The sequence below is a fragment of the Pseudomonas sp. TE6288 genome, assembly GCF_054062095.1.
The window spans coordinates 52,426-73,364 of the sequence record NZ_JBSSEW010000024.1 but is presented as its reverse complement, the minus strand read 5'-3'; the positions used below and the strand labels follow the sequence as shown (position 1 = coordinate 73,364).

Annotated in this window: 19 protein-coding genes; 3 read left to right on the top strand and 16 right to left on the bottom strand. The window is 63.8% G+C overall.

Features of this window, described 5'->3' with window-relative positions; genetic code table 11:
* Position 1 precedes the first annotated feature (1 nt).
* From ACVWY1_RS22430 to ubiE, 6 genes are all read right to left on the bottom strand, one after another.
* Entirely contained in the window at positions 2–274 is a 273-nt protein-coding gene (locus ACVWY1_RS22430) for a twin-arginine translocase TatA/TatE family subunit (protein ID WP_102682249.1), read from the bottom strand.
* Positions 275–351: 77 nt separating this feature from the next.
* Entirely contained in the window at positions 352–687 is a 336-nt protein-coding gene (locus ACVWY1_RS22425) for a phosphoribosyl-ATP diphosphatase (protein ID WP_023632586.1), read from the bottom strand.
* 1 nt (position 688) lies between these two features.
* Entirely contained in the window at positions 689–1,081 is a 393-nt protein-coding gene (hisI, locus tag ACVWY1_RS22420; RefSeq protein WP_023632585.1) for a phosphoribosyl-AMP cyclohydrolase, read from the bottom strand.
* 73 nt (positions 1,082–1,154) lie between these two features.
* On the bottom strand, positions 1,155–2,768 hold the full coding sequence (ubiB, locus tag ACVWY1_RS22415) for a ubiquinone biosynthesis regulatory protein kinase UbiB (protein ID WP_102682247.1): 1,614 nt from the start codon (positions 2,766–2,768) through the stop codon (positions 1,155–1,157).
* Positions 2,765–3,388 carry a ubiquinone biosynthesis accessory factor UbiJ gene (locus ACVWY1_RS22410; protein WP_110702134.1) on the bottom strand — a complete coding sequence of 208 codons (624 nt, stop codon included), beginning with the start codon at positions 3,386–3,388 and terminating at the stop codon, positions 2,765–2,767. The genes ubiB and ACVWY1_RS22410 overlap by 4 nt, the downstream gene beginning before the upstream one ends.
* Positions 3,388–4,158, bottom strand: a complete 771-nt coding sequence (ubiE, locus tag ACVWY1_RS22405) for a bifunctional demethylmenaquinone methyltransferase/2-methoxy-6-polyprenyl-1,4-benzoquinol methylase UbiE (protein WP_023632556.1) — start codon at positions 4,156–4,158, stop codon at positions 3,388–3,390. The genes ACVWY1_RS22410 and ubiE overlap by 1 nt, the downstream gene beginning before the upstream one ends.
* Before the next feature lie 125 nt (positions 4,159–4,283).
* Here ubiE and ACVWY1_RS22400 point away from each other — a divergent pair, with 125 nt between their 5' ends.
* Complete coding sequence (locus ACVWY1_RS22400) at positions 4,284–4,559, top strand: polyhydroxyalkanoic acid system family protein (RefSeq protein WP_277502211.1); 276 nt, start codon at positions 4,284–4,286, stop codon at positions 4,557–4,559.
* Between the two features lie 12 nt (positions 4,560–4,571).
* Here the strand turns inward: ACVWY1_RS22400 and ACVWY1_RS22395 are convergent, their stop codons facing one another.
* Positions 4,572–9,281 carry a hypothetical protein gene (locus tag ACVWY1_RS22395; RefSeq protein WP_457378775.1) on the bottom strand — a complete coding sequence of 1,570 codons (4,710 nt, stop codon included), beginning with the start codon at positions 9,279–9,281 and terminating at the stop codon, positions 4,572–4,574.
* 173 nt (positions 9,282–9,454) lie between these two features.
* Between ACVWY1_RS22395 and ACVWY1_RS22390 the strand changes: the two genes are divergently transcribed.
* On the top strand, positions 9,455–9,874 hold the full coding sequence (locus ACVWY1_RS22390; RefSeq protein ID WP_139674012.1) for a phasin family protein: 420 nt from the start codon (positions 9,455–9,457) through the stop codon (positions 9,872–9,874).
* Positions 9,875–9,884: 10 nt separating this feature from the next.
* The gene (locus tag ACVWY1_RS22385; protein ID WP_277502209.1) at positions 9,885–10,628 is read left to right on the top strand and encodes a phasin family protein; all 744 of its coding nucleotides are present in this window, start codon (positions 9,885–9,887) and stop codon (positions 10,626–10,628) included.
* An 85-nt stretch (positions 10,629–10,713) separates the two neighbouring features.
* Here the strand turns inward: ACVWY1_RS22385 and ACVWY1_RS22380 are convergent, their stop codons facing one another.
* The 9 genes from ACVWY1_RS22380 to ACVWY1_RS22340 all read right to left on the bottom strand — a co-directional run bounded on the left by ACVWY1_RS22380 (position 10,714) and on the right by ACVWY1_RS22340 (position 20,937).
* Positions 10,714–11,328, bottom strand: a complete 615-nt coding sequence (locus ACVWY1_RS22380; RefSeq protein WP_277502208.1) for a TetR/AcrR family transcriptional regulator — start codon at positions 11,326–11,328, stop codon at positions 10,714–10,716.
* A gap of 4 nt (positions 11,329–11,332) precedes the next feature.
* Complete coding sequence (phaC, locus tag ACVWY1_RS22375; protein ID WP_102682240.1) at positions 11,333–13,015, bottom strand: class II poly(R)-hydroxyalkanoic acid synthase; 1,683 nt, start codon at positions 13,013–13,015, stop codon at positions 11,333–11,335.
* 126 nt (positions 13,016–13,141) lie between these two features.
* On the bottom strand, positions 13,142–13,993 hold the full coding sequence (gene phaZ, locus ACVWY1_RS22370) for a poly(3-hydroxyalkanoate) depolymerase (protein WP_038706927.1): 852 nt from the start codon (positions 13,991–13,993) through the stop codon (positions 13,142–13,144).
* Between the two features lie 64 nt (positions 13,994–14,057).
* A complete protein-coding gene (gene phaC, locus ACVWY1_RS22365) occupies positions 14,058–15,737 on the bottom strand; it encodes a class II poly(R)-hydroxyalkanoic acid synthase (protein ID WP_046853916.1) in 1,680 nt (559 codons plus the stop codon).
* A 335-nt stretch (positions 15,738–16,072) separates the two neighbouring features.
* On the bottom strand, positions 16,073–16,450 hold the full coding sequence (locus tag ACVWY1_RS22360) for a gamma-butyrobetaine hydroxylase-like domain-containing protein (RefSeq protein WP_102682239.1): 378 nt from the start codon (positions 16,448–16,450) through the stop codon (positions 16,073–16,075).
* A gap of 87 nt (positions 16,451–16,537) precedes the next feature.
* Positions 16,538–17,881, bottom strand: coding sequence for an ATP-dependent protease ATPase subunit HslU (gene hslU, locus ACVWY1_RS22355; protein ID WP_102682238.1), 1,344 nt, complete (start codon positions 17,879–17,881; stop codon positions 16,538–16,540).
* A 74-nt stretch (positions 17,882–17,955) separates the two neighbouring features.
* Positions 17,956–18,486 carry an ATP-dependent protease subunit HslV gene (gene hslV / locus ACVWY1_RS22350; RefSeq protein ID WP_011536056.1) on the bottom strand — a complete coding sequence of 177 codons (531 nt, stop codon included), beginning with the start codon at positions 18,484–18,486 and terminating at the stop codon, positions 17,956–17,958.
* A gap of 178 nt (positions 18,487–18,664) precedes the next feature.
* Positions 18,665–19,936: a dihydroorotase gene (locus ACVWY1_RS22345; protein WP_102682237.1), complete on the bottom strand. Its 1,272-nt coding sequence runs from the start codon at positions 19,934–19,936 to the stop codon at positions 18,665–18,667.
* Positions 19,933–20,937 carry an aspartate carbamoyltransferase catalytic subunit gene (locus ACVWY1_RS22340; RefSeq protein ID WP_102682236.1) on the bottom strand — a complete coding sequence of 335 codons (1,005 nt, stop codon included), beginning with the start codon at positions 20,935–20,937 and terminating at the stop codon, positions 19,933–19,935. The genes ACVWY1_RS22345 and ACVWY1_RS22340 overlap by 4 nt, the downstream gene beginning before the upstream one ends.
* Positions 20,938–20,939 lie beyond the last annotated feature (2 nt).

Below are 20,939 nucleotides of genomic sequence, written 5' to 3'. Positions count from 1 at the left end.
GTCAGTCTTTCCGCTGCGGCTCTTGAACCGGCTGGGCCTGGCCCTCGATGGTGTGGCCCTGGGCCTGCTGCGCGGTGTTCTGCACAGGCGGAACGGGCTGCGCCGGCGGTGGGGCCTGCTCGGCCGGCTTGGCTTCTTCTTCATTCATGGCCTTGCGGAAGCCCTTGATCGATTCGCCCAGGTCGCTGCCGAAGTTCTTCAGTTTCTTGGTGCCGAACACCAGCACCACGACGACCAGCAGGACGATCCAGTGTTTCCAGTCAAAAATACCCATTTCGTACTCCTGAAAAATGTATGTCAGCCGGAACCGGCGCTATCGCGGGGTGAGCCCGTTCCTACAAATACGCGCGGTCAGGCCTGTGGCTGACGGGCGGCCTTCTCGTCATGGCCGGAAAGGCCGAAGCGGCGCTCCAGTTCGTCGAGCACCGCCTGTGGATGCTGGCCCAGCGCACTGAGCATGACCAGGCTATGAAACCACAGGTCTGCGGTCTCGTAGATGACATCGCTGTAATCCTTGCTGACGGCGGCATCCTTGGCAGCGATGATGGTCTCGATGGACTCTTCGCCGAGCTTCTCGAGGATCTTGTTCAGGCCCTTGTGATGCAGGCTGGCCACGTAGCTGCTGTCGGGCGCCGCGTGCTTGCGTTCTTCCAGCACCTCGGCGAGGCGGTCTAGCGTGTCGCTCATGTCAATGCCCTGCGCTATAGATGGCGTCCGGATCCTTGAGGACCGGATCGACGATTTTCCACTGGCCGTCTTCGAACACGCGATAGAAGCAGCTTTCGCGGCCGGTATGGCAGGCGATATGGCCCAGTTGCTCGACCATCAGGATGATCACGTCGGCGTCGCAGTCCAGGCGCATTTCGTGCAGCTTCTGCACATGGCCCGACTCTTCGCCCTTGCGCCACAGCTTGCCCCGCGAGCGCGACCAATAGATGGCGCGATGCTCGGCGGCGGTCAGGGCGAGGGATTCACGGTTCATCCAGGCCATCATCAGCACGCGCCCGGTCTTGTGGTCCTGGGCGATCGCCGGTACCAGGCCATCGCTGTTCCACTTGATCTCGTCCAGCCAGTCTTTCATCGTCGACTCCAAACCGGGCCCGCTCCCGTACCGGGCCCCTGTGCGCTAGTGTGCCAGCCAGCGACGCGGCTGGCTATCGGCGCACGATCAGGTACAGGCCCGCTGCCAGCATCAACCACGCGGGCCAGGCGGCCGGGGCGCTGAGGCTGACCGCACCGGCCGCCAGGGTGGCGCCACCACCGAGCAGGCCGGCACCGAGCAGGCGCAGCGCCCAGTTGTCGCCGGCGCGGCGGCGCTCGGGCAGTTGCGGGTCGTGCAGGTGCGGTTGCGACAGGCGTTCGAGCAGGTCGCGGGTCATGTCGGCCAGGTGCGGCAGTTGCTCGGCCTGGCTGTAGAGGTTGCCGATTACCGCTTTCGGGCTCATGCGCTCGCGCATCCAGCGTTCGAGGAAGGGCTTGGCGGTGCTCCACAGGTCCAGGTCGGGGTAGAGCTGGCGGCCCAGGCCTTCGATATTGAGCAGGGTCTTCTGCAGCAATACCAGCTGTGGCTGGACCTCCATGTTGAAGCGTCGGGCCGTCTGGAACAGGCGCATCAGCACCTGACCGAAGGAGATGTCCTTGAGCGGCTTTTCGAAGATCGGCTCGCACACGGTGCGGATCGCCGCTTCGAACTCGTTGACCTTGGTCTGCGCCGGTACCCAGCCCGAATCGATATGCAGCTGGGCCACGCGGCGGTAGTCGCGCTTGAAGAAGGCGATCAGGTTGCGGGCCAGGTAGTCCTGGTCCTCGGCAGTGAGGCTGCCGACGATACCGCAGTCGATGGCGATGTATTGCGGGCTCCACGGCTTGACCGTGCTGACGAAGATGTTGCCGGGGTGCATGTCGGCATGGAAGAAGCTGTCGCGGAACACTTGGGTGAAGAACACCTCGACGCCGCGCTCGGCCAGCATCTTCATGTCGGTGCGCTGGTCGGCGAGCGTCGCCATGTCGGTGACCGGCACGCCATAGATGCGCTCCATCACCAGCACCTTGGGCCGGCACAGGTCCCAGTAGACCTGGGGTACGTACATCAGCTCGGAGCCTTCGAAGTTGCGCCGCAGCTGGCTGGCATTGGCGGCCTCGCGCAGCAGGTCGAGTTCGTCGTAGATGGTCTTTTCGTAGTCGCCGACGATTTCCACCGGGTGCAGGCGACGGGCATCGGCCGAGGCGCGCTCGGCAGCCTTGGCGATCAGGAACAGCCAGGCCAGGTCCTGGGCAATGACCGGTTTCAGGCCTGGGCGCACCACCTTGACCACCACTTCCTCACCGCTCTTCAGGCGTGCGGCGTGTACCTGGGCCACCGAAGCCGAGGCCAGCGGCTCAACGTCGAAACGGCTGAACACCTCGCCCACCTTGGCACCGAGCTGTGCTTCGATCAGCGCCACGGCGTGCTGCGGGTCGAAGGGTGGCACGCGGTCCTGCAGCAGCATCAGTTCGTCGGCGATGTCGGTGGGCAGCAGGTCGCGGCGGGTGGAGAGCAACTGGCCGAACTTGATGAAGATCGGCCCCAGGTCCTGTAGCGCCAGGCGCAGGCGTGCGCCGCGGCTCAGCTCCAGGGGCTTGCGCGGCAACCAGCGCCACGGCATCAGCAGGCGCAGGCTGGCCAGCCACCAAGGCAGCAGGGGTTGTTCGAACAGCAGGTCATCGAGGCGGTAGCGGATCACGACGCGCTGGATGCGCAACAGACGGCGGACGGCGAGCAGCTTCATGCGTTATCGCTGGTATCAAGAGTGTGGGCGAGGCGGCGCAGGCGTGCCTCGAGGCGTTCGATATCGACCTTCAGCGTATCGAGTTCGCTGAATGCCGCTTCGGCTTCGCGTTTGCCGACCAGGGTACGCGATTCCTCGGCCAGGTACTCGGACAGATTCTCGCCGAAGCGGGCCAGGCCCTGGCGGGTCCAGCGCGCGCGCAGGCGCAGGTGGCCGGCGATCAGCGCGGTGGGCACCGGCCCCAGCCAACGCTGCAACTCGTGTTCCCAGTCCAGTTCCAGGTCCTGCAGGATGCCGAACAGGTCGAGCAGCACGGCGCTGTCGCCATGCAGCTCGACCTGGGGGCTGTGCAGTACCGCGGTCTTGTCTTTGGCCAGCGCCAACTGCGCCAGGCGCCCGGCGGGGGCGCGCAGGGTGCAGTCGACCTCGCTTTCCCAATGGGCGGCAAGCATCAGGCCTTCCTCGTCGGGCAGCACGAACAGCTTCAGGGCCGGCTGCACGCAGTCGATCTCGATTACCTTGCCTTCCAGCGCCGCGAGGCGCGGGAGGGCGGTGCTGTCCAGGCGCAGGACACGGTTGAGCCCGTGCTCGACGCTGGCGAGCAGGCCGGCCAGGAGCATCAGGGCTTGATCCCCCGGTGCACGGCGACGATGCCGCTGGTCATGTTGTGGTAGGTGACGCGGTCGAAGCCGGCCTCGACCATCATGCTCTTGAGCGTTTCCTGGTCGGGGTGCATGCGGATCGATTCGGCCAGGTAGCGGTAGCTTTCCGAGTCGTTGGTGATGAGCTTGCCGGCCAGCGGCATGAAGGCGAACGAGTAAGCGTCGTAAGCCTTGGACATCAGCTTGTTGGTCGGCTTGGAGAACTCCAGGATCAACAGGCGGCCACCGGGCTTGAGCACGCGCAGCATGGAGCGGATGGCCGCATCCTTGTGCGTCACGTTGCGCAGGCCGAAGGCGATGGTCACGCAGTCGAAGTGGTTGTCCGGGAACGGCAGCTTTTCAGCATCGGCCTGGACGAATTCGATATTGCCGGACACGCCGCGGTCGAGCAGGCGGTCGCGGCCGACCTTGAGCATCGATTCGTTGATATCGGCCAGCACCACCTGCCCGGTCGGGCCGACCAGGCGCGAGAACTTGGCGGCCAGGTCGCCGGTGCCACCGGCGATGTCCAGTACCCGGTTGCCGCTGCGCACCCCGGACAGCTCGATGGTGAAGCGCTTCCACAGACGGTGCATGCCGCCGGAGAGCACGTCGTTCATCAGGTCGTACTTGGCGGCCACCGAGTGGAAGACCTCGGCGACTTTCTTCGCCTTCTGGCTCTCGGGAACGTCCTGGTAGCCGAAGTGGGTGGTGGGTTCGGCGTGGTCGCCTTTGCGCTGGTCGGTCATATCGCTTCACCAGAAAAAAATTACGGCCATTCTAGGGGCTACGGGCGGATTTGTCTTGGCGGGGTGTGTCATGCAAAGGGGGCGGGCATAATGGCGATTATGTCTTCATATCCAGGATCACCCGCATGACCCAGATCAGCGTCGAACGCAAACACACCCTCGGCCGTGAAGCCGCTCGCGCCAAGGCGCAGGCGCTGGTGGAAAAGCTGACCCGCGAGTACGACCTCAAGGCCAGCTGGAACGGTGATCGTGTCGATGTGAAACGCAGCGGCGCCAACGGCAGTGTGCATATCGGTGAGGACACCATCCGCGTCGAGCTCAAGCTGGGCATGATGCTGTCGATGATGAGCGGCACCATCAAGGGCGAGATCGAGCGGGCGTTGGACAAGGCGCTGGCCTGACGCCCGCTGCTGTCAGTTGTCGGGGAACGGGATCAGGTCGTCGATCTGCTCCAGGCGTAGATCACCTCTATAGATCTCATTGCGCTCTGCCGGGGCCAATGCACGTTCCAGGCGCTCGTCGCGACTCATGGCGTCCGGGAACTTCAAATGGCCTTTGGCGAAGCGCCGGGCATCGACATTGGCAGTGGTGTAGTGGAAATGCGCTTCCCAGAGCTTCTGCCTGGGTTGCAGGCGATAAATGTCATACACATCCAGAAAATCGTTGGCCTTGAGCTTCTTGCGGCTTCGGGTCAGCTTGATCTCGATTTCGCCCGTCTCCATCAGGAAACGCAGGGCTTTGCTATCCGGCTGCAGGGTGCCAAGGTAGGCGATGGTCAAGAGCCGTTTCTTTTCTGCCTGTACCTCGGCAATCGCCTGATCCAGCCTGGTGGCGAGTGAATGCCCTTGATCCGGGCCGTTACGCAAATCCTTTGCGGTGTTGGCCATGTCCTGAATGTAGAAATCAAGCTGGTCTGCCAGGTCGTTAGGGCCCTTCAGATGGCGGGAGGCGTGGGCGACCCTGGCATTGTGCTGAGCTAAAAGGTCGGCGCCGGTGCGGCGCAGGCGAGCGTAGTCGGGTGTCGGCGGGCTTTGCGTTACAGCTTTCCAGCAATCACCTTCAGGCTGATAGCGCGCAATGGTCTGTCCTGTCAGCGGATCGACCTGCACGGCTTCGCTGCCTTCCTCGGCCTGTTCGACGACCAGTGATGTGCCGCGGGTGGTGCGGATCACTTTGCGTCTCACTGGACGCACCTTGTGCGTCAGGGGCGGTTCGAGCACTGCCTCCTGCGTATCCGCGGCGGCAGAAACATGGGCAAGGTCATTCTCGGCCAGCGTTATCAGTGCGTTCAGCTCAGCGATGTATTCATTGAGCCTGCTGCTGTCCATCGCCGGAATATCCCCTGATAGTAAATATTCGGCATTGCTCCGTGACAGTTTGTATTCGCGCAGCGCGCTCTCCAGCGGCTCCTTCTGTGCTTGCGGCTCCAGGCGGGCAGCGGCCAGGCTGTCGTGGCTCAGCAGCGCTTCATGGAGCTGTTTGCTGCGCAAGGTCTTTTGCAAGAGCAGGATGGTTTCGAAGTTTTCCGCGGTCAGCTGGTCTCGCTTAACCACCAACTGATACAAGTCGCTCAGGATCTGGGCTCGAACGATCAGTGTGGAGTATCGCCGGCTGGTGATGATGCGATCGAGCATCTTGCGTTTGCCCGAGAACTGGACCTGCCCATCTGCCAGAGCCTCGCTGAGGTCCTGGTCAAGCCGTTGGCTGGCGTTGAATAGGCGTCTATGGGTACCCAGCGTTGCCTCGACGTTCTTGCTGAACTCCAGATACAGCGCTGCCTGCTGCTGGCCGAAAGGCAGTTGCTGGAGCCGACGCGACTGGTCTTTGAGTGTGTCGTAGTCATTCATTTCGAGCAGGCGGCGGAAATGTTGCAGGTCGGCGGTCAGCAACTGTTCCGACCACTGGCCACGGGCAAAGGATGCGGCGGCCTTGGGGTCGAACCTGGCGTATTTGGGGTCGCTCATACTGGCGTACAGCTGCACCTGGTCCTTTATCAGCCCGGCCTGTTTTTCGAAGGTGCGTGCCAGTACATCGAGGTTCACCCGTGCCTCGTTGCGCAGCGTCCGTAGTGCCTGCCGCTGTATCTGCAGGTCTTCCGGCAGGTCGTCGGGGGCGACGCCGGGGTAATCGTTCAGAGCCTGCTCGAACGCCAAATGGGCTTCGTCATACGGTTTCACCCGCTCAAGATAGCGCTCGACGAACGTTTCCGTGCTGGTGAGTTTTTGGTCATTCGCCATTCGGCGTTCCTGCATTGCCTTGAAGGCCTGCTTTTTTTCATCGATCAACGCCTTTGCCGTTTTTGGCATGTCGTCTGGCATGCCGCCTGGCATGTGCAGGTTCAGCATCCATTCGCCATTCCAGCGCTCCAGCCAAGGACCGCGGCTGCGTTCGCGGCCGACAATGTAGTACCCGTCAGGCTCCGCCCCCCAGGTTTGCGACCATTCGCTCTGGCTGACCTCCGGGCCAATGATGCGCATGCCGCTCCAGCTCTCCTCAACTTCATAGGCGACATCCTGCAGTTTTACGTAGTAGCGGTCGTCCACCTTGTACAGGCCGCGCATGCGGCTGCTGGCCAGCGCACTGTGTTCGTTCAGGCTGACATGGGCGCGTAGCGTGACAAGGGCGGCACGGGCTTCGCGGGGCAAGTTGCCGAGCCGCTGATCGTGACCCCATTGTCTGACGTTGAGCGCTGCAGGCTTGGGTTGCTCGAGGGGGGCTTGCCAGGTTTTTTGCTCAGGTTGCTGCTTTGTGGTCGCGCCGCAGCCACGCCGTGGCCTGGGCTGCAGCGCCAGCTCAGGTTCGACGTCGGCTGGGCTGGAGCCGTGGACCAGCAGCATGGCCAGGTTCAGCAGTATGTCAGCGGTGGCGAGCACCTTTTCTCCGCTGCTTCCTTGGGTCAAGGCTGTCAGGTCATCCTTGATGCTGAGCAGGGCTGTCACCAGCCAGGCGAGCAAGCCTGCAGGCCCACGCAGCAGCGGCGTGACCGTGTTGAATGCCAGCCAGGCGAATTGCACGACCATCGCCCAGCGTTGTTGGGCATTCGAGGTGCTCTGGCGTGAAGCCAGTAACAGAAGCACGTCGGCCCTGGCCTGAAACATCGACCTGTCCAGGTCGCCGGTCGGTGGAGTGAAGGCCAAAGTGGCCGGTGCCCTCAGGCGTTCGATCGCCTCGGCGGCCAGCTCGGAACCGGGCCCCAGCAAGTGCGCCAGTTCAGTCAGGCCACTGTGCAAGTGCGGATGAGTGAAGCCATCATCGGCATAAATGGGGCGGGCTTCGTCATCCAGCCAGGCGAGGATGTCCTGCTGCAGGCGCTGCTCAGTCCGGATTGCTGCCATCAGGTGCCCTTGGCTTTCGAACTGCCTGACAGCCTGCGCGGCGTTCAAGGGCCGGTAGAGTATCCAGGCCTCTGTGGCGGGGGCGTGGATGACGAACATGCCATGCACCCGGTTGGCCTTCGGGCCACCCGGGACGCTGTTGAATGACAGCGGAGCCAGGCTCAGCGATGCGCTGGCGTGGGCTTTACGGTGGCAAAAGTCTGCAACGACCTGCCAGGTTCGCTCGCTCAGCTGGCCACCGATCTTGGCCTGTAGTGCGCTCAGCAGCAGGGCTGCACGCCATTCTTCGGCGAAAAGCTGGCGGTGTTTGTCGGTGTCGTTGCCCTTTTGCAACTGGTCGTGGACAAAGGACGGATACTGGCCACCAACATCCACGGCAGCGATCAGTGCATCGACGTAGTCAAGGTCCAGCCAGCTGCTCAGCGCCTGTTGATCGGCCAGTTGGATGGCTGAAGCTACCTGGCCGCTGCCCAAGGGCAGGCGTGAAATGGCCAGTTCGGTCAGGCTCATGGTTTTCAGGTACTCAAGCCTCGCCGGCCCCTCGGAGGACACCTGCACCACCTGCGAAACGGTGATCTGCACCTGGTCAGGGTGGCAAGGCGGCTCGGCCGGGTGGTCATTGCGCATGTGCTCGCGTAGGCGGCGAACCGTGTACTGCTGCAAGTCTTCGATTCCGTCCAGGGATGACTCACCCTGTTTCAGCATTTGCTGCGCCGACAGATCCAGCAACGCCATGTGGTACTGGAATCGGTCCGTCAGCGTGGCGTTTTCCAGCCAGTCAGGGAGGGGGATCGCGGGTGTCCATTGCTCGAGCTTGAAGGAGGCCGGGAATGTCGATGAAGGATCGCTCAGCAGGCTGTAGGCCTCTTCCAGATCGCTTGTCTGTTCGATTGCATCAAGTTGCACGCGGTCAATCTGTTGCAGCATGGCGTTGAGCAGTTGCCTGGCCTGATAGCCGAACGGGTCTTCGGCCAGGGCCGTGCAGGCCCAGGACATCGTGTCGAACACATGGCGCTCGGAGAGCTCGTCGCGCAGGGCGACTGCAAAGGCCGCGAGCTCGGTGAAGCCACGTACGGTGCCAGAGGGCTTGCACCACAAGATCAGGTCGCGCGCCTCTTTTTTGCCCGTGATGAGCAGGTCCGGCAGTACCAGATGAACCGTGCTGCCCGGGTTGCCGAGTGAGGCTTGCACACCCTGCACGTTGGCCGACGTATCCGATTGAGCGAGCATGGCGTACAGCAAGGCCTTCTGGTCACTGTCCAGGCCTTGGCGCTCGAGCGTGCCGAGCAGTGCGGCCTTCAGCACCTGCTGCATCCAGCGCAGACGGGTCACATCCGAGTCACCCTCGCGGCTGTTCCAGAAACTGACCTGTGCCTGTTGAAATCTCTCGCAGAGAATCGCAAGGACATCGTCGTAATCCGTGTTCAGGTCGGCCATGCGAATGTCGATGGTCGGCGCGTCGTTCTGAGGACGAAAGATGGCCGGCGGGTTCAGGCTGAACTGGTCCGTGGGCTTGAGTGCCATGGGCTGGCCCGTGAGGAAATGCTCAAGCATGGTGTCGACCAGGTTGCCTGGTTGTGCCGCGGGTTCTTCATCCTGGCCAGGCAGGATGCTGAGGTTTTTTATCGATTGCAGTTCTGGGTGGTTCTTGCGGATCCACGGATAGCGTGCGGCGAGTGCGTCGAAACCCGCGGCGGCAACGACCTCGCGCAAGCTTGGGCGGTGGGCGAACTGCATCGCTACCCGTTGCCGGAACGATGTCGCTGGCGAGGTCGGTGGCTGGGGCATGGCGAAGGCTCCGGAAAAAGGGAGCCGAATTCTGGAGTGCCGGTCTGCAACCAGTGCGGTAGATACATCAGTGTGGCGATCTTAGGGTGAAGATTCTAAATCCTGCCCCTACCTTATGCTCAAGCCCAAACTTCATGGGCGGTTCTCCCACTCATGAGCATGAGGTACAGAGCATGGCCAAAGTGACTGTGAAGAAAAAGGACGACGCCCAGAGTACGCTGGGCGAAGTGCGCGGCTACGCGCGCAAGATCTGGTTGGCTGGGATCGGCGCTTATGCGCGGGTCGGCCAGGAAGGCTCCGACTACTTCCATGAGCTGGTCAAGGCCGGCGAAGGTGTCGAGAAGCGTGGCAAGAAGCGCATCGATAAAGAGCTTGATGCTGCCAACCACCAGATCGACGAAGCCGCTGAAGAAGTCAGTCGCGTACGCGGCAAGGTAGAGATCCAGCTGGACAAGATCGAAAAAGCTTTCGACGCACGGGTGGGGCGCGCCTTGAATCGCCTCGGCATTCCGTCTAAACATGACGTTGAGGCGTTGTCCATCAAGCTTGAACAGCTGCACGAGCTGCTCGAGCGCGTCGCGCACAAACCATAAGGAGAGCAGGATGGCTGGCAAGAAGAACACCGAGAAAGAAGGCAGCTCCTGGATCGGCGGAATCGAGAAGTACTCCCGCAAGATCTGGTTGGCTGGCCTGGGTATCTACTCCAAGGTCGACCAGGACGGTCCGAAGCTGTTTGATTCGCTGGTGAAGGACGGCGAGAAGGCCGAGAAACAGGCGAAGAAAACCGCCGAAGACGTGGCCGAGAGCGCCAAGTCGTCGACCAACTCGCGAGTGTCGGGCGTGAAGGATCGCGCGCTGGGCAAGTGGAGCGAGCTGGAGGAAGCCTTCGACAAGCGTCTGAACAGCGCCATCTCGCGTCTGGGCGTGCCCAGCCGCAATGAGATCAAGGCCCTGCACCAGCAGGTCGATTCGCTGACCAAGCAGATCGAGAAACTGACCGGTGCCTCGGTCACCCCGATCTCCAAGGCCAGCGCCAGCAAGACGGCCGCCAAGCCATTGGCCAAGGCGGCCGCCAAGCCTGCGGCCAAGACCGCTGCGGCAAAACCTGCGGCGAAGACCGCGGCGGCCAAGCCTGCGGTCAAGGCTGCGGCCAAGCCTGTAGCGGCCAAGCCCGCTGCCAAACCGGCCGCAGCCAAGAAACCTGCCGTGAAGAAAGCGGCGCCGGCCAAGCCTGCCGCAGCCAAGTCCGTCGCACCGGCGCCTGCTGCCACCGCAGCCCCGGCACCGAGCGCGGCTCCGGCCAGCAGCACCCCGTCGGCACCGGTGAACGCGGCCAACCAGGCCTGATATCGGGTCGTACTGCTCGCGGGGCAAGCCCGCTCCCACGAAACCTGCACAGGACTCGGGGGAGCGGGCTTGCCCCGCGATCGTTTCAGCCTTCCAGATACCTCATTGCCAACTGCTCCGCCGCCATACGCGCCGGGGCCTGCAGATGTGGCGCCACCAGCATCATCACCTGGTACACCACCACGCCGACATCGCCCTCGCGGCCAAGCACGCGCTGATAATCAAGCGAGCACATCAGGGTCAGGGTGATCTGTTCCACCAACTGCCCCAGTGCCTGGGTCTCGCTGGTCACCTGGCCCTGTGCCTTGAGGCTGGCCAGCAGTGCGGCCAGGGTGCGCTTGAGAGCGTTGATCAGGCTGCGCATGCCCCGCGCCAGCTTGGGCAGGCGCCCGGTGAGGTTGGACAGGTCCTGGAACAGGAAACGGTACTGGGCCATGCGTTCGACGATCAGGTGCAGGAACAGCCAGTAGTCCTCGGCATTCAGGCGTACGTCCAGCGGCGGGTCGAGCAGTGGCATCAATTGCTCTTCGAAACGTTCGAACAGGCCGATCACCAACGGCTCCTTGCCGTGGAAGTGGTAGTACAGGTTGCCTGGGCTGATCCCCAGTTCGTTGGCGATCTCCAGGGTCGAGACGTTCGGTTCGCCCTGGCGATTGAACAGCTGCAAGGCACATTCGAGGATACGGTCGCGGGTCTTCATCCGGTCAGCGTGCCAGTACGTAGCTGCCGGGCGCGGGGCCCAGCGGTGGATAAGTGGTGCTGCCCAGGTCGTCGCGTGGCGTCCTGAGCGTGCCGGAGCGCTGCAGTATCCATTCCAGCCACAGGGGCCACCAGCTGCCGTCGCGGCGTTGGGCGTCGTGGAACCAGGCCCGCGGGTCGCTGGAGAGCTTGGGGTTTTCCAGGTAGTAGGACTTTGGGTTGCCGGGCGGGTTGATGATGCTCTGGATATGACCGCTGTTGGCCAGAATGAAGCGCCGGTCGCCGCCGAGCAGCAGGGCCGAACGGTACACCGCGTCCCAGGGGGTGATGTGGTCGTTGCTGCCGGCCACGGTGAAGCTGTCCAGCCCGACCTGCGTGAGGTCGATCGGTGTGCCGCACACCTCCAGGCCTTCGGGGAAGGTCAGCGGGTTGAGCTTGAAGAAATCCAGCAGGTCGCCGTGCAGCGCGGCCGGCAGGCGCGTGCTGTCGGCGTTCCAGTAGAGGATGTCGAAGGCCGGCGGTGTCTTGCCCATCAGGTAGTTGTTGACCCAATAGTTCCAGATCAGGTCGTTGGGGCGCATCCAGGCGAAGATCCGTGCCACCTCGCCGCCGTCCAGTACGCCGCGCTGATAGGAGCGGCGCTTGGCCGCCTCGATGGTCTGTTCGTCGGCGAACAGGCTGGCGGGGCTGTCGAACTGGCTGTCGAGCAGGCTCACCAGGTAAGTGGCGCTGCGCACCTTGCGCAGCTGCTTCTTAGCTTGCAAGTGGCCCTGCAGCGCGGCCATGGTCAGGCCGCCGGCGCAGGCGCCCATGAGGTTGGGGTCGCGGTTGCCGCTGATGCTGCGGCAGGCGTTGAGCGCTTCCTCCAGGGCTTGCACATAGCTGGACAGGCCCCACTCACGGTGACGGGGGTCGGGGTTGCGCCAGCTGACCATGAACACCTGCAGGCCCTGCTTGAGCATGTACTGGACGAAGCTGTTGGTCGGGCTCAGGTCGAAGATGTAGAACTTGTTGATCTGCGGCGGTATCACCAGCAGCGGCCGGGAGTACTGTTTCTCGCTCATGGGCTTGTACTGGATCAACTCCAGCAGCTCGTTGCGAAACACCACGGCGCCCGGGGTCGCTGCCAGGTTGCCGCCAACCTCGAAGGCCCGTTCGTCCACCTGCCGTGGCAAGCCGTCGTTGTGGCGCAGGTCGTCGAGCAGATGGCTGACGCCACGCAGCAGGCTCAGGCCGCCGGTGTTGAACAGCTCCTTGACCGCCAGCGGATTGAGCAGCGAGTTGCTGGGGGCGAAGGCGTCGCTGACCAGGTTGAACAGGAACTGCGCCCGGGCGCGGTCGTCGTCGGCCAGGCTGCTTTCCTCGATCCACAGGCGCGTCTGCTTCTGCCAGGCAAGGTAGGCCTGCAGGCCGCGGCGGTAGAACGGGTTCTGGCTCCAGGTCGGGTCGCTGAAGCGTGCGTCACGCGGGTGGGGCTGGTAGGGGCTGTCGCCGATAAGCACGCGCCCCAGCTGGCCGCCCAGGCTCAGCAGGTGATGCGCGGTGTGCAGCGGATTGCGCAGGCCGATCCGGCCGACCTGGCGCAGGGTCGAGAACAGGTCGCGACCGCGCAGGCCGGTAATGGCGTTCTGCACGTTCATGCTCGTGGCGGGGACCGGTGTCGATCCTCTGGCCGGTTTGTCCTTCATGCCAACACCCCTTCGTCAGATCCATTTCCGCGTTGGCCTTGGTGCGGGTAAAGCTACTCCTGCAGGTTCGCATCACCTGCCTGGGAGTGCCCGCAAAGGCCCGTGCTGACGCAATAAAAAGCCTTCCTACCCCCGTGCCGCTGGCCGAGGGTGCATGACCGCGCGTTGGCGTTCTTGCTCGAGGAATTTCATGATGATCGGTGCGACGGCCTCGGCCCGGGTGATCAGGAACAGGTGGCCATCATCGATTATGTGTAGCTGGGCATTGGGAATCCGCCAGGCCAGCAGGCGCATGTTGATCAGCGGGATCAGCGGATCGTCGTCGCCGGCCAGCACCAGGGTGGGCTGGTGGATCTTGTGCAGCCAGTGGATGCTGGTCCAGCCGAGCCCGGCGAACAGTTGCCAGTAGTAGCCCAGCTTGCCGCCCGAACGCACCTTCGAGGCATGGTGCATGGCCAGGTCCGGATCCCGGCGAAAGCCGCCGCCATAGATCAGCGGCGCGATGCGGATCACATGGGAGGGCTGCACGTAGCGCCGTGGGCTGGCCATCATCCACAACACCTTGGGCTTGCCCGGTACCATCACCGCACCGGCGGCGGTGGCGGCCAGCACCAGTTTCTTGCAGCGTTCGGGGTAGTCGTGGGCGAACTGCTGGGCCAGGGCGCCGCCCCAGGACACGCCGATGACGTTGACCTGGCCGTAGTCCAGGTAGTCGAGCATCCTTGCAGTCAACTTGGCCAGGCCGGGAAAACGGTAGGGGTGACGGGGCGTGGACGAGCCGCCCACCCCGGGCACGTCGAAGGCGATGACCTCCAGGTCCGGGTCCAGGGCCTCGATGAATGGAAACACCAGCTCGAGGTTGGCGCCGATGCCGTTGAATATCAGCAGCGGCGTCAGGTGGGGCTTGCCGGGGCGGACCGCAGTGCGGATGGACTGGTCGTCCAGCTCGACGGTCCTGAAGATGTACGGTTGCGGCATGCGCGTGACTCTGTGGTGAAAGTAGCGCCGCGCTGCGCCAGCAGGCGCACCACGGCGGTTCGGCTCAACGCTCGTGCACGTATGTTCCCGGTGCGGCCTCGCCCGCGGTATAGGCGCGGTTACCCAGCCGTGTAGGTGCCTTCTTGAGTTCGCCGGCGCGCTCACCCAGCCAGGCCTGCCAGTGCAGCCACCAGGAGTCGGCATGCTTGACCGCGTTCTCCTGCCAGGCCACCGGGTCGTCCGGGCGGTCTTCGCCCGTCATGAAGCGCGCCTTGGGGTTGCCCGGGGGGTTGAGGATGCTCTGGATATGGCCGCTGTTGGACAGCACGAACTCGATCTTGCCGCCGAACAGGTGTGCCGAGCGGTAGCACGACTGCCACGGGGTAATGTGGTCGGCGGTGCCGGCAACGCTGTAGATGTCGCAGTCGACCTGCTTCAGGTCGATGGCCGTGCCGCACACTTCGAGGGCGTTGGAACGGATCAGCGGGTTGTTCTTGAACATCTCGATCAGGTCGCCGTGGAAGGCGGCCGGCAGTCGGGTGGTGTCGTTGTTCCAGAACAGAATGTCGAACACCGGTGGCTCGTTGCCGAGCAGGTAGTTGTTGACCCAGTAGTTCCAGATCAGGTCGTTGGGGCGCATCCAGGCGAACACCTTGGCCATGTCGCTGCCTTCCAGCACGCCGGACTGGTAGGAGTGGCGCTTGGCCGCTTCCAGGGTCTGCTCGTCGACGAACAATGCCACCTGGGTGTCGACAGTGGTGTCGAGCACGCTCACCAGCAGGGTCAGGGCATTGACCTTCTTTTCGCCGAGGGCGGCGTAGTGGCCCACCAGCGCCGTGCAGGTGATACCGCCGGAGCAGGCACCGAGCATGTTCAGGTCCTTGCTGCCAGTGATCGCCAGCACCGCGTCGACGGCTTCCTTGAGTGCGTCGATGTAGGTGGACAGGCCCCACTCGCGCTGGGCCTTGGTCGGGTTGCGCCAGCTGACGATGAAGGTCTGTTGCTGTGAGCGCAGGCAGAAGCGCGCCAGGCTCTTTTCCGGGCTCAGGTCGAATACGTAGAACTTGTTGATCTGCGGTGGCACCACCAGCAACGGGCGGCTGTGCACCTGCTCGGTGATGGGGCTGTACTGGATCAGCTCCAGCACATCGTTGCGGTACACCACCGCGCCTTCGCTGGTGCCCAGATTCTTGCCGACCTCGAAAGCCTCCATGTTCACCTGGCTGGGCATGCCGCCGTTGTTGACGATGTCCTTGGCAAGGTTGGACAGCCCGTCGAGCAGGCTCTTGCCGCCGGTCTCGAAGAAGCGTTTGACCGCGGCCGGGTTGGAGAGGGTGTTGGTGGGCGCCATGGCCTCGGTCACCAGGTTGATGACGAACTGCCCGCGGCTGATGTCCTGCGGCGACAGGTCACTCTCGCTGATCCAGTCGTTGAGTTCCTTGCGCCAGGCCAGGTAGGTCTGCAGGTAGCGGCGATAAAGGGGGTTCTTGCTCCACGCCGGGTCGCTGAAGCGACGGTCGTCGCCTTCCGGTTGCAGGGCCGACTTGCCCAGCAGGACGTTTTTCAGCTCCAGGCCGAAGTGCGCCACGTGCTTGGCGCTGTGCAAGGGCTGGCGCATGGCCTGGCGTAATACCGTGCGTGCCGATGTAAGTAGATCCTTGCGGCGAATGCCGATGACCGGGTTCAGCCCCAGGGTGTTTTCCGAGGCCTGCCGCTGCAACTCATCGTTGTTCTTGTTACTCATCTACGACGCTCCGTTGTCCTGAGACGAGTACCGGTGTGCTGTGACAGCCCGGTACTGCTACTCGGGTGACCAGTGATAAGGAACAGCGGTGCTGCGACCGGATGCGTGCCGATGATGAGCTGCGGGGGTTTCTGCGTGTGAAGACAACCTGCTTTCGCTCGCGACCTCTACATACCGGCCTGGCCCTGCCTGCCCGGAGGCGATGCAGGGAACTTGCCAGCTCCATTGGTTACCCGACTTTCGTGTAATGCGCAAGACAGCCAATCTTTGGCCGTCATCCAGGTATTCAAGCAGATGAGATTAGAAAATGCGCTCTAAAGCTTGCGGGGCTTGAGCTAGAGCATCAATTTCACTACCGATTCGGACGGGTCGCGGGATTTGCCGGCCTTGTGCAATTCGTCGAGGTAGTCGGCCCATAGCTGCTCCTGGCGCAGGCACAGCTGCTCGAGGTATTCCCAGGTGAACAATCCTGAGTCATGGCCGTCGTCGAAGGTCAGTTTCAGTGCGTATTGACCAGCCGGTTCCAGGCCGCTGAGGCCGACGTTGATCTTGCCGAATTGCAGGATGGGATTGCCGTGGCCCTGGACTTCGGCGGAAGGCGAGTGCACGCGCAGGAACTCGGCGGGCAGGTGGTAGACCTCGCCGGGGGCGTAGGTGAGGGTAAGGGTTCTGGAGGCTTTGTGCAGGTTGATGGCGGTGGGGAGGCGGGCCATGGGTGACTCTCTCTTTGGCTTCAAGCTGCAAGCTTCGAGTGATTCCAGGCATTGTGCAAGGGGGCCGCAACGCGGCCCCCTGCGGTCTTACAGGATGTAGCGCGACAGGTCTTCGTTCTGCGCCAGCTCACCCAGGTGGCTGTTGACGTAGGCGGCGTCGATGTGGATCGGCGACTCGTCGTGGGCGCTGGCCAGGTCGCCGGCGCTGAACGACACCTCTTCGAGCAGGCGCTCGAGCAGGGTGTGCAGGCGGCGGGCACCGATGTTCTCGGTTTTCTCGTTGACCTGGTAGGCGATCTCGGCCAGGCGCTTGAGGCCCTCGTCGGCGAACTCGATGTTCAGGCCCTCGGTCTTGAGCAGGGCGCTGTACTGCTCGGTCAGCGAGGCGTGCGGCTCCTTGAGGATGCGCTCGAAGTCTTCCGGGGTCAGCGCCTTGAGCTCGACACGGATCGGCAGACGGCCCTGCAATTCGGGCACCAGGTCGCTCGGCTTGCTCAGGTGGAACGCACCGGAGGCGATGAACAGGATGTGGTCGGTCTTGACCATGCCCAGCTTGGTATTGACGGTGCAGCCTTCGATCAGCGGCAGCAGGTCGCGCTGCACGCCTTCACGGGAAACATCGGCGCCGCCGACGTTGCCACGCTTGGCAACCTTGTCGATCTCGTCGATGAACACGATACCGTGCTGCTCGACCGCTTCCAGGGCCTTGGCCTTGAGCTCTTCCTCATTGACCAGGCGGCCGGCTTCTTCGTCACGGACCATCTTCAGCGCGTCCTTGACCTTGAGCTTGCGTGCCTTGCGCTTGCCCTTGCCCATGTTGGCGAACAGGCTTTGCAGCTGGTTGGTCATCTCTTCCATGCCGGGTGGCGCGGCGATCTCGACACCCATGCTTTCGGCGACTTCGATCTCGATTTCCTTGTCGTCAAGCTGGCCTTCGCGCAGGCGCTTGCGGAACAGCTGGCGAGTGTTGGAGTCGCTGCTGCTCTGCTGGGCTTCCTCGCTGAAGCTGCTGACCCGCGCCTGTGGCAGCAGGGCGTCGAGGATGCGGTCCTCGGCGGCGTCCTCGGCGCGGTGGCGCACGCGGACGATCTCCTGCTCGCGCAGCATCTTCAGCGCGGCGTCGGCCAGGTCGCGGATGATCGATTCGACGTCACGGCCGACATAGCCGACCTCGGTGAACTTGGTCGCTTCGACCTTGATGAACGGTGCGTTGGCCAGCTTGGCCAGGCGGCGGGCGATTTCAGTCTTGCCCACGCCGGTGGGGCCGATCATCAGGATGTTCTTGGGGGTGACTTCGGCACGCAGCTCGGCGGGGAGCTGCATGCGCCGCCAGCGGTTGCGCAGGGCAATGGCGACGGCGCGTTTGGCGTCGTCCTGGCCGATGATGTGGCGGTTGAGTTCGTGGACGATTTCGCGTGGGGTCATGGACATGATGTGTGGGGTCCTCAAGCACAGTGATCAGTGTGGAAAAGTCCCGCTGCGAGCGGGACGCCAAAACAACTGATTCACTCGGCCAGGTCCTGCTCCTCGATGGTCAGGTTGTGGTTGGTGAACACGCAGATGTCGCCGGCGATGTTCAGGGCGGCCTCGGTGATCTCGCGGGCCGACAGGTCGGTCTTGTTCAGCAGGGCGCGGGCCGCGGCCTGGGCATAGCCACCGCCGGAACCCATGGCGATCAGCCCGTCCTCGGGTTCGACCACGTCGCCGTTGCCGGTGATGATCAGGGATGCATCCTTGTTGGCCACGGCCAGCATCGCTTCCAGGCGGCTCAGCGAGCGGTCGGTACGCCATTCCTTGGCCAGCTCGACGGCGGCACGCACCAGGTGGCCGGAGTGTTTCTGCAGCTGGGCTTCGAAGCGCTCGAACAGGGTGAAGGCATCGGCGGTGGCACCGGCAAAACCGGCGATGACCTGGCCGTTGTACAGGCGCCGCACTTTCTTGGCGTTGCCTTTCATCACGGTGTTGCCGAGGGAAACCTGGCCGTCGCCGCCCATGACGACTTTGCCGTTACGGCGGACAGAAACGATGGTAGTCAAGGGGAGAGTCTCCACGCAGCGGGGCGAAAATGCCTGATGCAGACTCATATGGGGGGAGGGGGGAAGGATTTCAACCGAGAGGGATGAATGGTTGTTTCAAGGCATTGCCTGGCAGGCCTGCTCCACACAATGACCCCGGGGGCTTCGTGGGAGCGGGCTTGCCCCGCGATGGCGTTACTCAGGCCTCGTGGCAGACGTGCCCATCGACCAAGGTATAACGCACCGCGCCCGGCAGGCAGTGGCCGATGAACGGGCAGTTCTCGCCGCGGGAGAACCAGTGTTCGCCGGCCACGGTCGAGGCTTTCGGGTCGAACAGCACCAGGTCGGCGGCGGCGCCGACTTTCAGCTCGCCGGCTGGCAGGCGCATGGCCGTGGCCGGGCCGCTGCTCAGGCGTGCCAACAAGGTCGGCAGGTCGAGCAGGCCGTCCTCCACCAGGGTCATGGCCAGCGGCAACAGTAGCTCGACACTGCTGATGCCTGGCTCGGTGGCGCCGAACGGCGCCAGCTTGGCATCGCGCTCGTGGGGCTGGTGATGGCTGGAGATTGCCTGGATCACCCCAGACTTTACCGCCTCGCGCAGGCCGTCGCGGTCGGCGGCGGTGCGCAGTGGCGGCTGCACGTGGTACAGGCTTGAGAAGTCGCGCAGGGCCTCATCGGTGAGGATCAGCTGGTACAGCGCCACATCGGCGGTGACCGGCAGCCCCAACTGCTGGGCCTGGGCGATCAGCCGGGCGCCACGGGCGCTGGTGATCTGTGTGAAGTGAGCGCGTACGCCGCTCTGCTCGACCAGCAGCAGGTTGCGGGCCAGGGCCACGGTCTCGGCGGTTTCCGGGATGCCAGGCAGGCCGAGGAAGCTGGCCATCGGCCCCTCGTGGGCGAGGCCGCCCTGGGCCAGGTCACGGTCCTGGGAATGGAACACCACGGTCAGGTCGAAGGTGGCGGCGTATTCCAGGGCGCGAGCCAGGGTGCGGTTGTTGGGGATCTCTTTCAGGCCGTTGCCGAAGGCCACGCAGCCAGTGTCGCGCAGGGCCACCAGTTCGGCCAGTTGCTCGCCTTCCAGGCCTTTGGTCAGGGCACCGATCGGATAGACCTTGCTGTTGGCCGCTTCGCGGGCGCGGTCAAGGATCAGTTCGGCGACGGCCGAGGTGTCCAATACTGGCTTGGTCTGCGGTGGGCAGCACAGGCTGGTGACGCCACCGGCGACCGCGGCGCGGGTTTCGCTGGCGATGTTGCCTTTGCGGCTGTAGCCAGGTTCGCGCAGGGAGACACCGAGGTCGACCAGGCCTGGGGCGGCGACCAGGCCATCGGCCTGGATCATGCGGCTGGCGCTGAAGCCGGCTGGAGCCGCGCCGATGGCGGCAATGCGCCCGCCGTCGAGGTGCAGGTCGGTGACCTTGTCCAGGCCGCTGGCAGGATCGATGACCCGGGCGCCGATAATGCTGATGGTCACTGGGCGTTCTCCTGCTCGAATTGACGTTGCGCGTTCTGCCCGCTCATGGCCATGGACAGTACTGCCATGCGTACGGCGATGCCGTAGGTGACCTGATTGAGGATCACCGAATGCTGGCCGTCGGCCACTGCCGACTCGATCTCCACGCCGCGGTTGATCGGGCCCGGGTGCATGACGATGGCGTCGGGTTTGGCACCGGCCAGGCGCGCGGTGGTCAGGCCGAACAGGCGGTAGAACTCGCCCTCGCTGGGCAGCAGGCCGCCGGCCATTCGCTCACGCTGCAGGCGCAGCATGATCACCACGTCGACATCCTTGAGGCCTTCGGCGAGGTCCGTGTACACCTTCACGCCGTACTGCTCGATGCCGATCGGGATCAGCGTCTTCGGGCCGATCACGCGTATGTCCGGGCAGCCCAGCGCCTTGAGCGCGAGCATGTCGGAGCGGGCCACGCGCGAGTGCAGGATATCGCCGACGATGGCCACCGACAGGTTCTCGAAGCTGCCCTTGTGCCGACGGATGGTCAGCATGTCGAGCATGCCCTGGGTCGGGTGGGCGTGGCGGCCGTCACCGCCGTTGATCACCGCCACGTCCGGGCACACGTGCTCGGCGATGAAATGGGCGGCGCCGGAGTCGGAGTGGCGCACGACGAACATGTCGGCGGCCATGGCCTCCAGGTTGCGCAGGGTGTCGAACAGGGTCTCGCCCTTGCTGGTCGAGGAGGTCGACACGTTCAGGCTGATCACGTCCGCCGACAGGCGCTGGGCGGCCAGCTCGAAGGTGGTGCGGGTACGGGTGGAGTTCTCGAAGAACACGTTGCACACGGTCTTGCCGCGCAGCAGCGGGACTTTCTTCACGGCCCGGGCGCCGACTTCGAGGAACGAGTCGGCGGTGTCGAGGATCTCGGTCAGCAGTTCGCGGGGCAAACCGTCGAGCGAGAGGAAGTGGCGCAGCTGGCCCTGATCATTGAGCTGCAGCGGGCGCTTGGCGTCGAATGGCGTCATCG

Excerpts from the sequence above, each read along its gene's own strand:
- ACVWY1_RS22430 (WP_102682249.1), bottom strand. The coding sequence starts at position 274 with ATGGGTATTTTTGACTGGAAACACTGGATCGTCCTGCTGGTCGTCGTG.
- ACVWY1_RS22425 (WP_023632586.1), bottom strand. The coding sequence starts at position 687 with ATGAGCGACACGCTAGACCGCCTCGCCGAGGTGCTGGAAGAACGCAAG.
- hisI (WP_023632585.1), bottom strand. The coding sequence starts at position 1,081 with ATGAAAGACTGGCTGGACGAGATCAAGTGGAACAGCGATGGCCTGGTA.
- ubiB (WP_102682247.1), bottom strand. The coding sequence starts at position 2,768 with ATGAAGCTGCTCGCCGTCCGCCGTCTGTTGCGCATCCAGCGCGTCGTG.
- ACVWY1_RS22410 (WP_110702134.1), bottom strand. The coding sequence starts at position 3,388 with ATGCTCCTGGCCGGCCTGCTCGCCAGCGTCGAGCACGGGCTCAACCGT.
- ubiE (WP_023632556.1), bottom strand. The coding sequence starts at position 4,158 with ATGACCGACCAGCGCAAAGGCGACCACGCCGAACCCACCACCCACTTC.
- ACVWY1_RS22400 (WP_277502211.1), top strand. The coding sequence starts at position 4,284 with ATGACCCAGATCAGCGTCGAACGCAAACACACCCTCGGCCGTGAAGCC.
- ACVWY1_RS22395 (WP_457378775.1), bottom strand. The coding sequence starts at position 9,281 with ATGCCCCAGCCACCGACCTCGCCAGCGACATCGTTCCGGCAACGGGTA.
- ACVWY1_RS22390 (WP_139674012.1), top strand. The coding sequence starts at position 9,455 with ATGGCCAAAGTGACTGTGAAGAAAAAGGACGACGCCCAGAGTACGCTG.
- ACVWY1_RS22385 (WP_277502209.1), top strand. The coding sequence starts at position 9,885 with ATGGCTGGCAAGAAGAACACCGAGAAAGAAGGCAGCTCCTGGATCGGC.
- ACVWY1_RS22380 (WP_277502208.1), bottom strand. The coding sequence starts at position 11,328 with ATGAAGACCCGCGACCGTATCCTCGAATGTGCCTTGCAGCTGTTCAAT.
- phaC (WP_102682240.1), bottom strand. The coding sequence starts at position 13,015 with ATGAAGGACAAACCGGCCAGAGGATCGACACCGGTCCCCGCCACGAGC.
- phaZ (WP_038706927.1), bottom strand. The coding sequence starts at position 13,993 with ATGCCGCAACCGTACATCTTCAGGACCGTCGAGCTGGACGACCAGTCC.
- phaC (WP_046853916.1), bottom strand. The coding sequence starts at position 15,737 with ATGAGTAACAAGAACAACGATGAGTTGCAGCGGCAGGCCTCGGAAAAC.
- ACVWY1_RS22360 (WP_102682239.1), bottom strand. The coding sequence starts at position 16,450 with ATGGCCCGCCTCCCCACCGCCATCAACCTGCACAAAGCCTCCAGAACC.
- hslU (WP_102682238.1), bottom strand. The coding sequence starts at position 17,881 with ATGTCCATGACCCCACGCGAAATCGTCCACGAACTCAACCGCCACATC.
- ACVWY1_RS22340 (WP_102682236.1), bottom strand. The coding sequence starts at position 20,937 with ATGACGCCATTCGACGCCAAGCGCCCGCTGCAGCTCAATGATCAGGGC.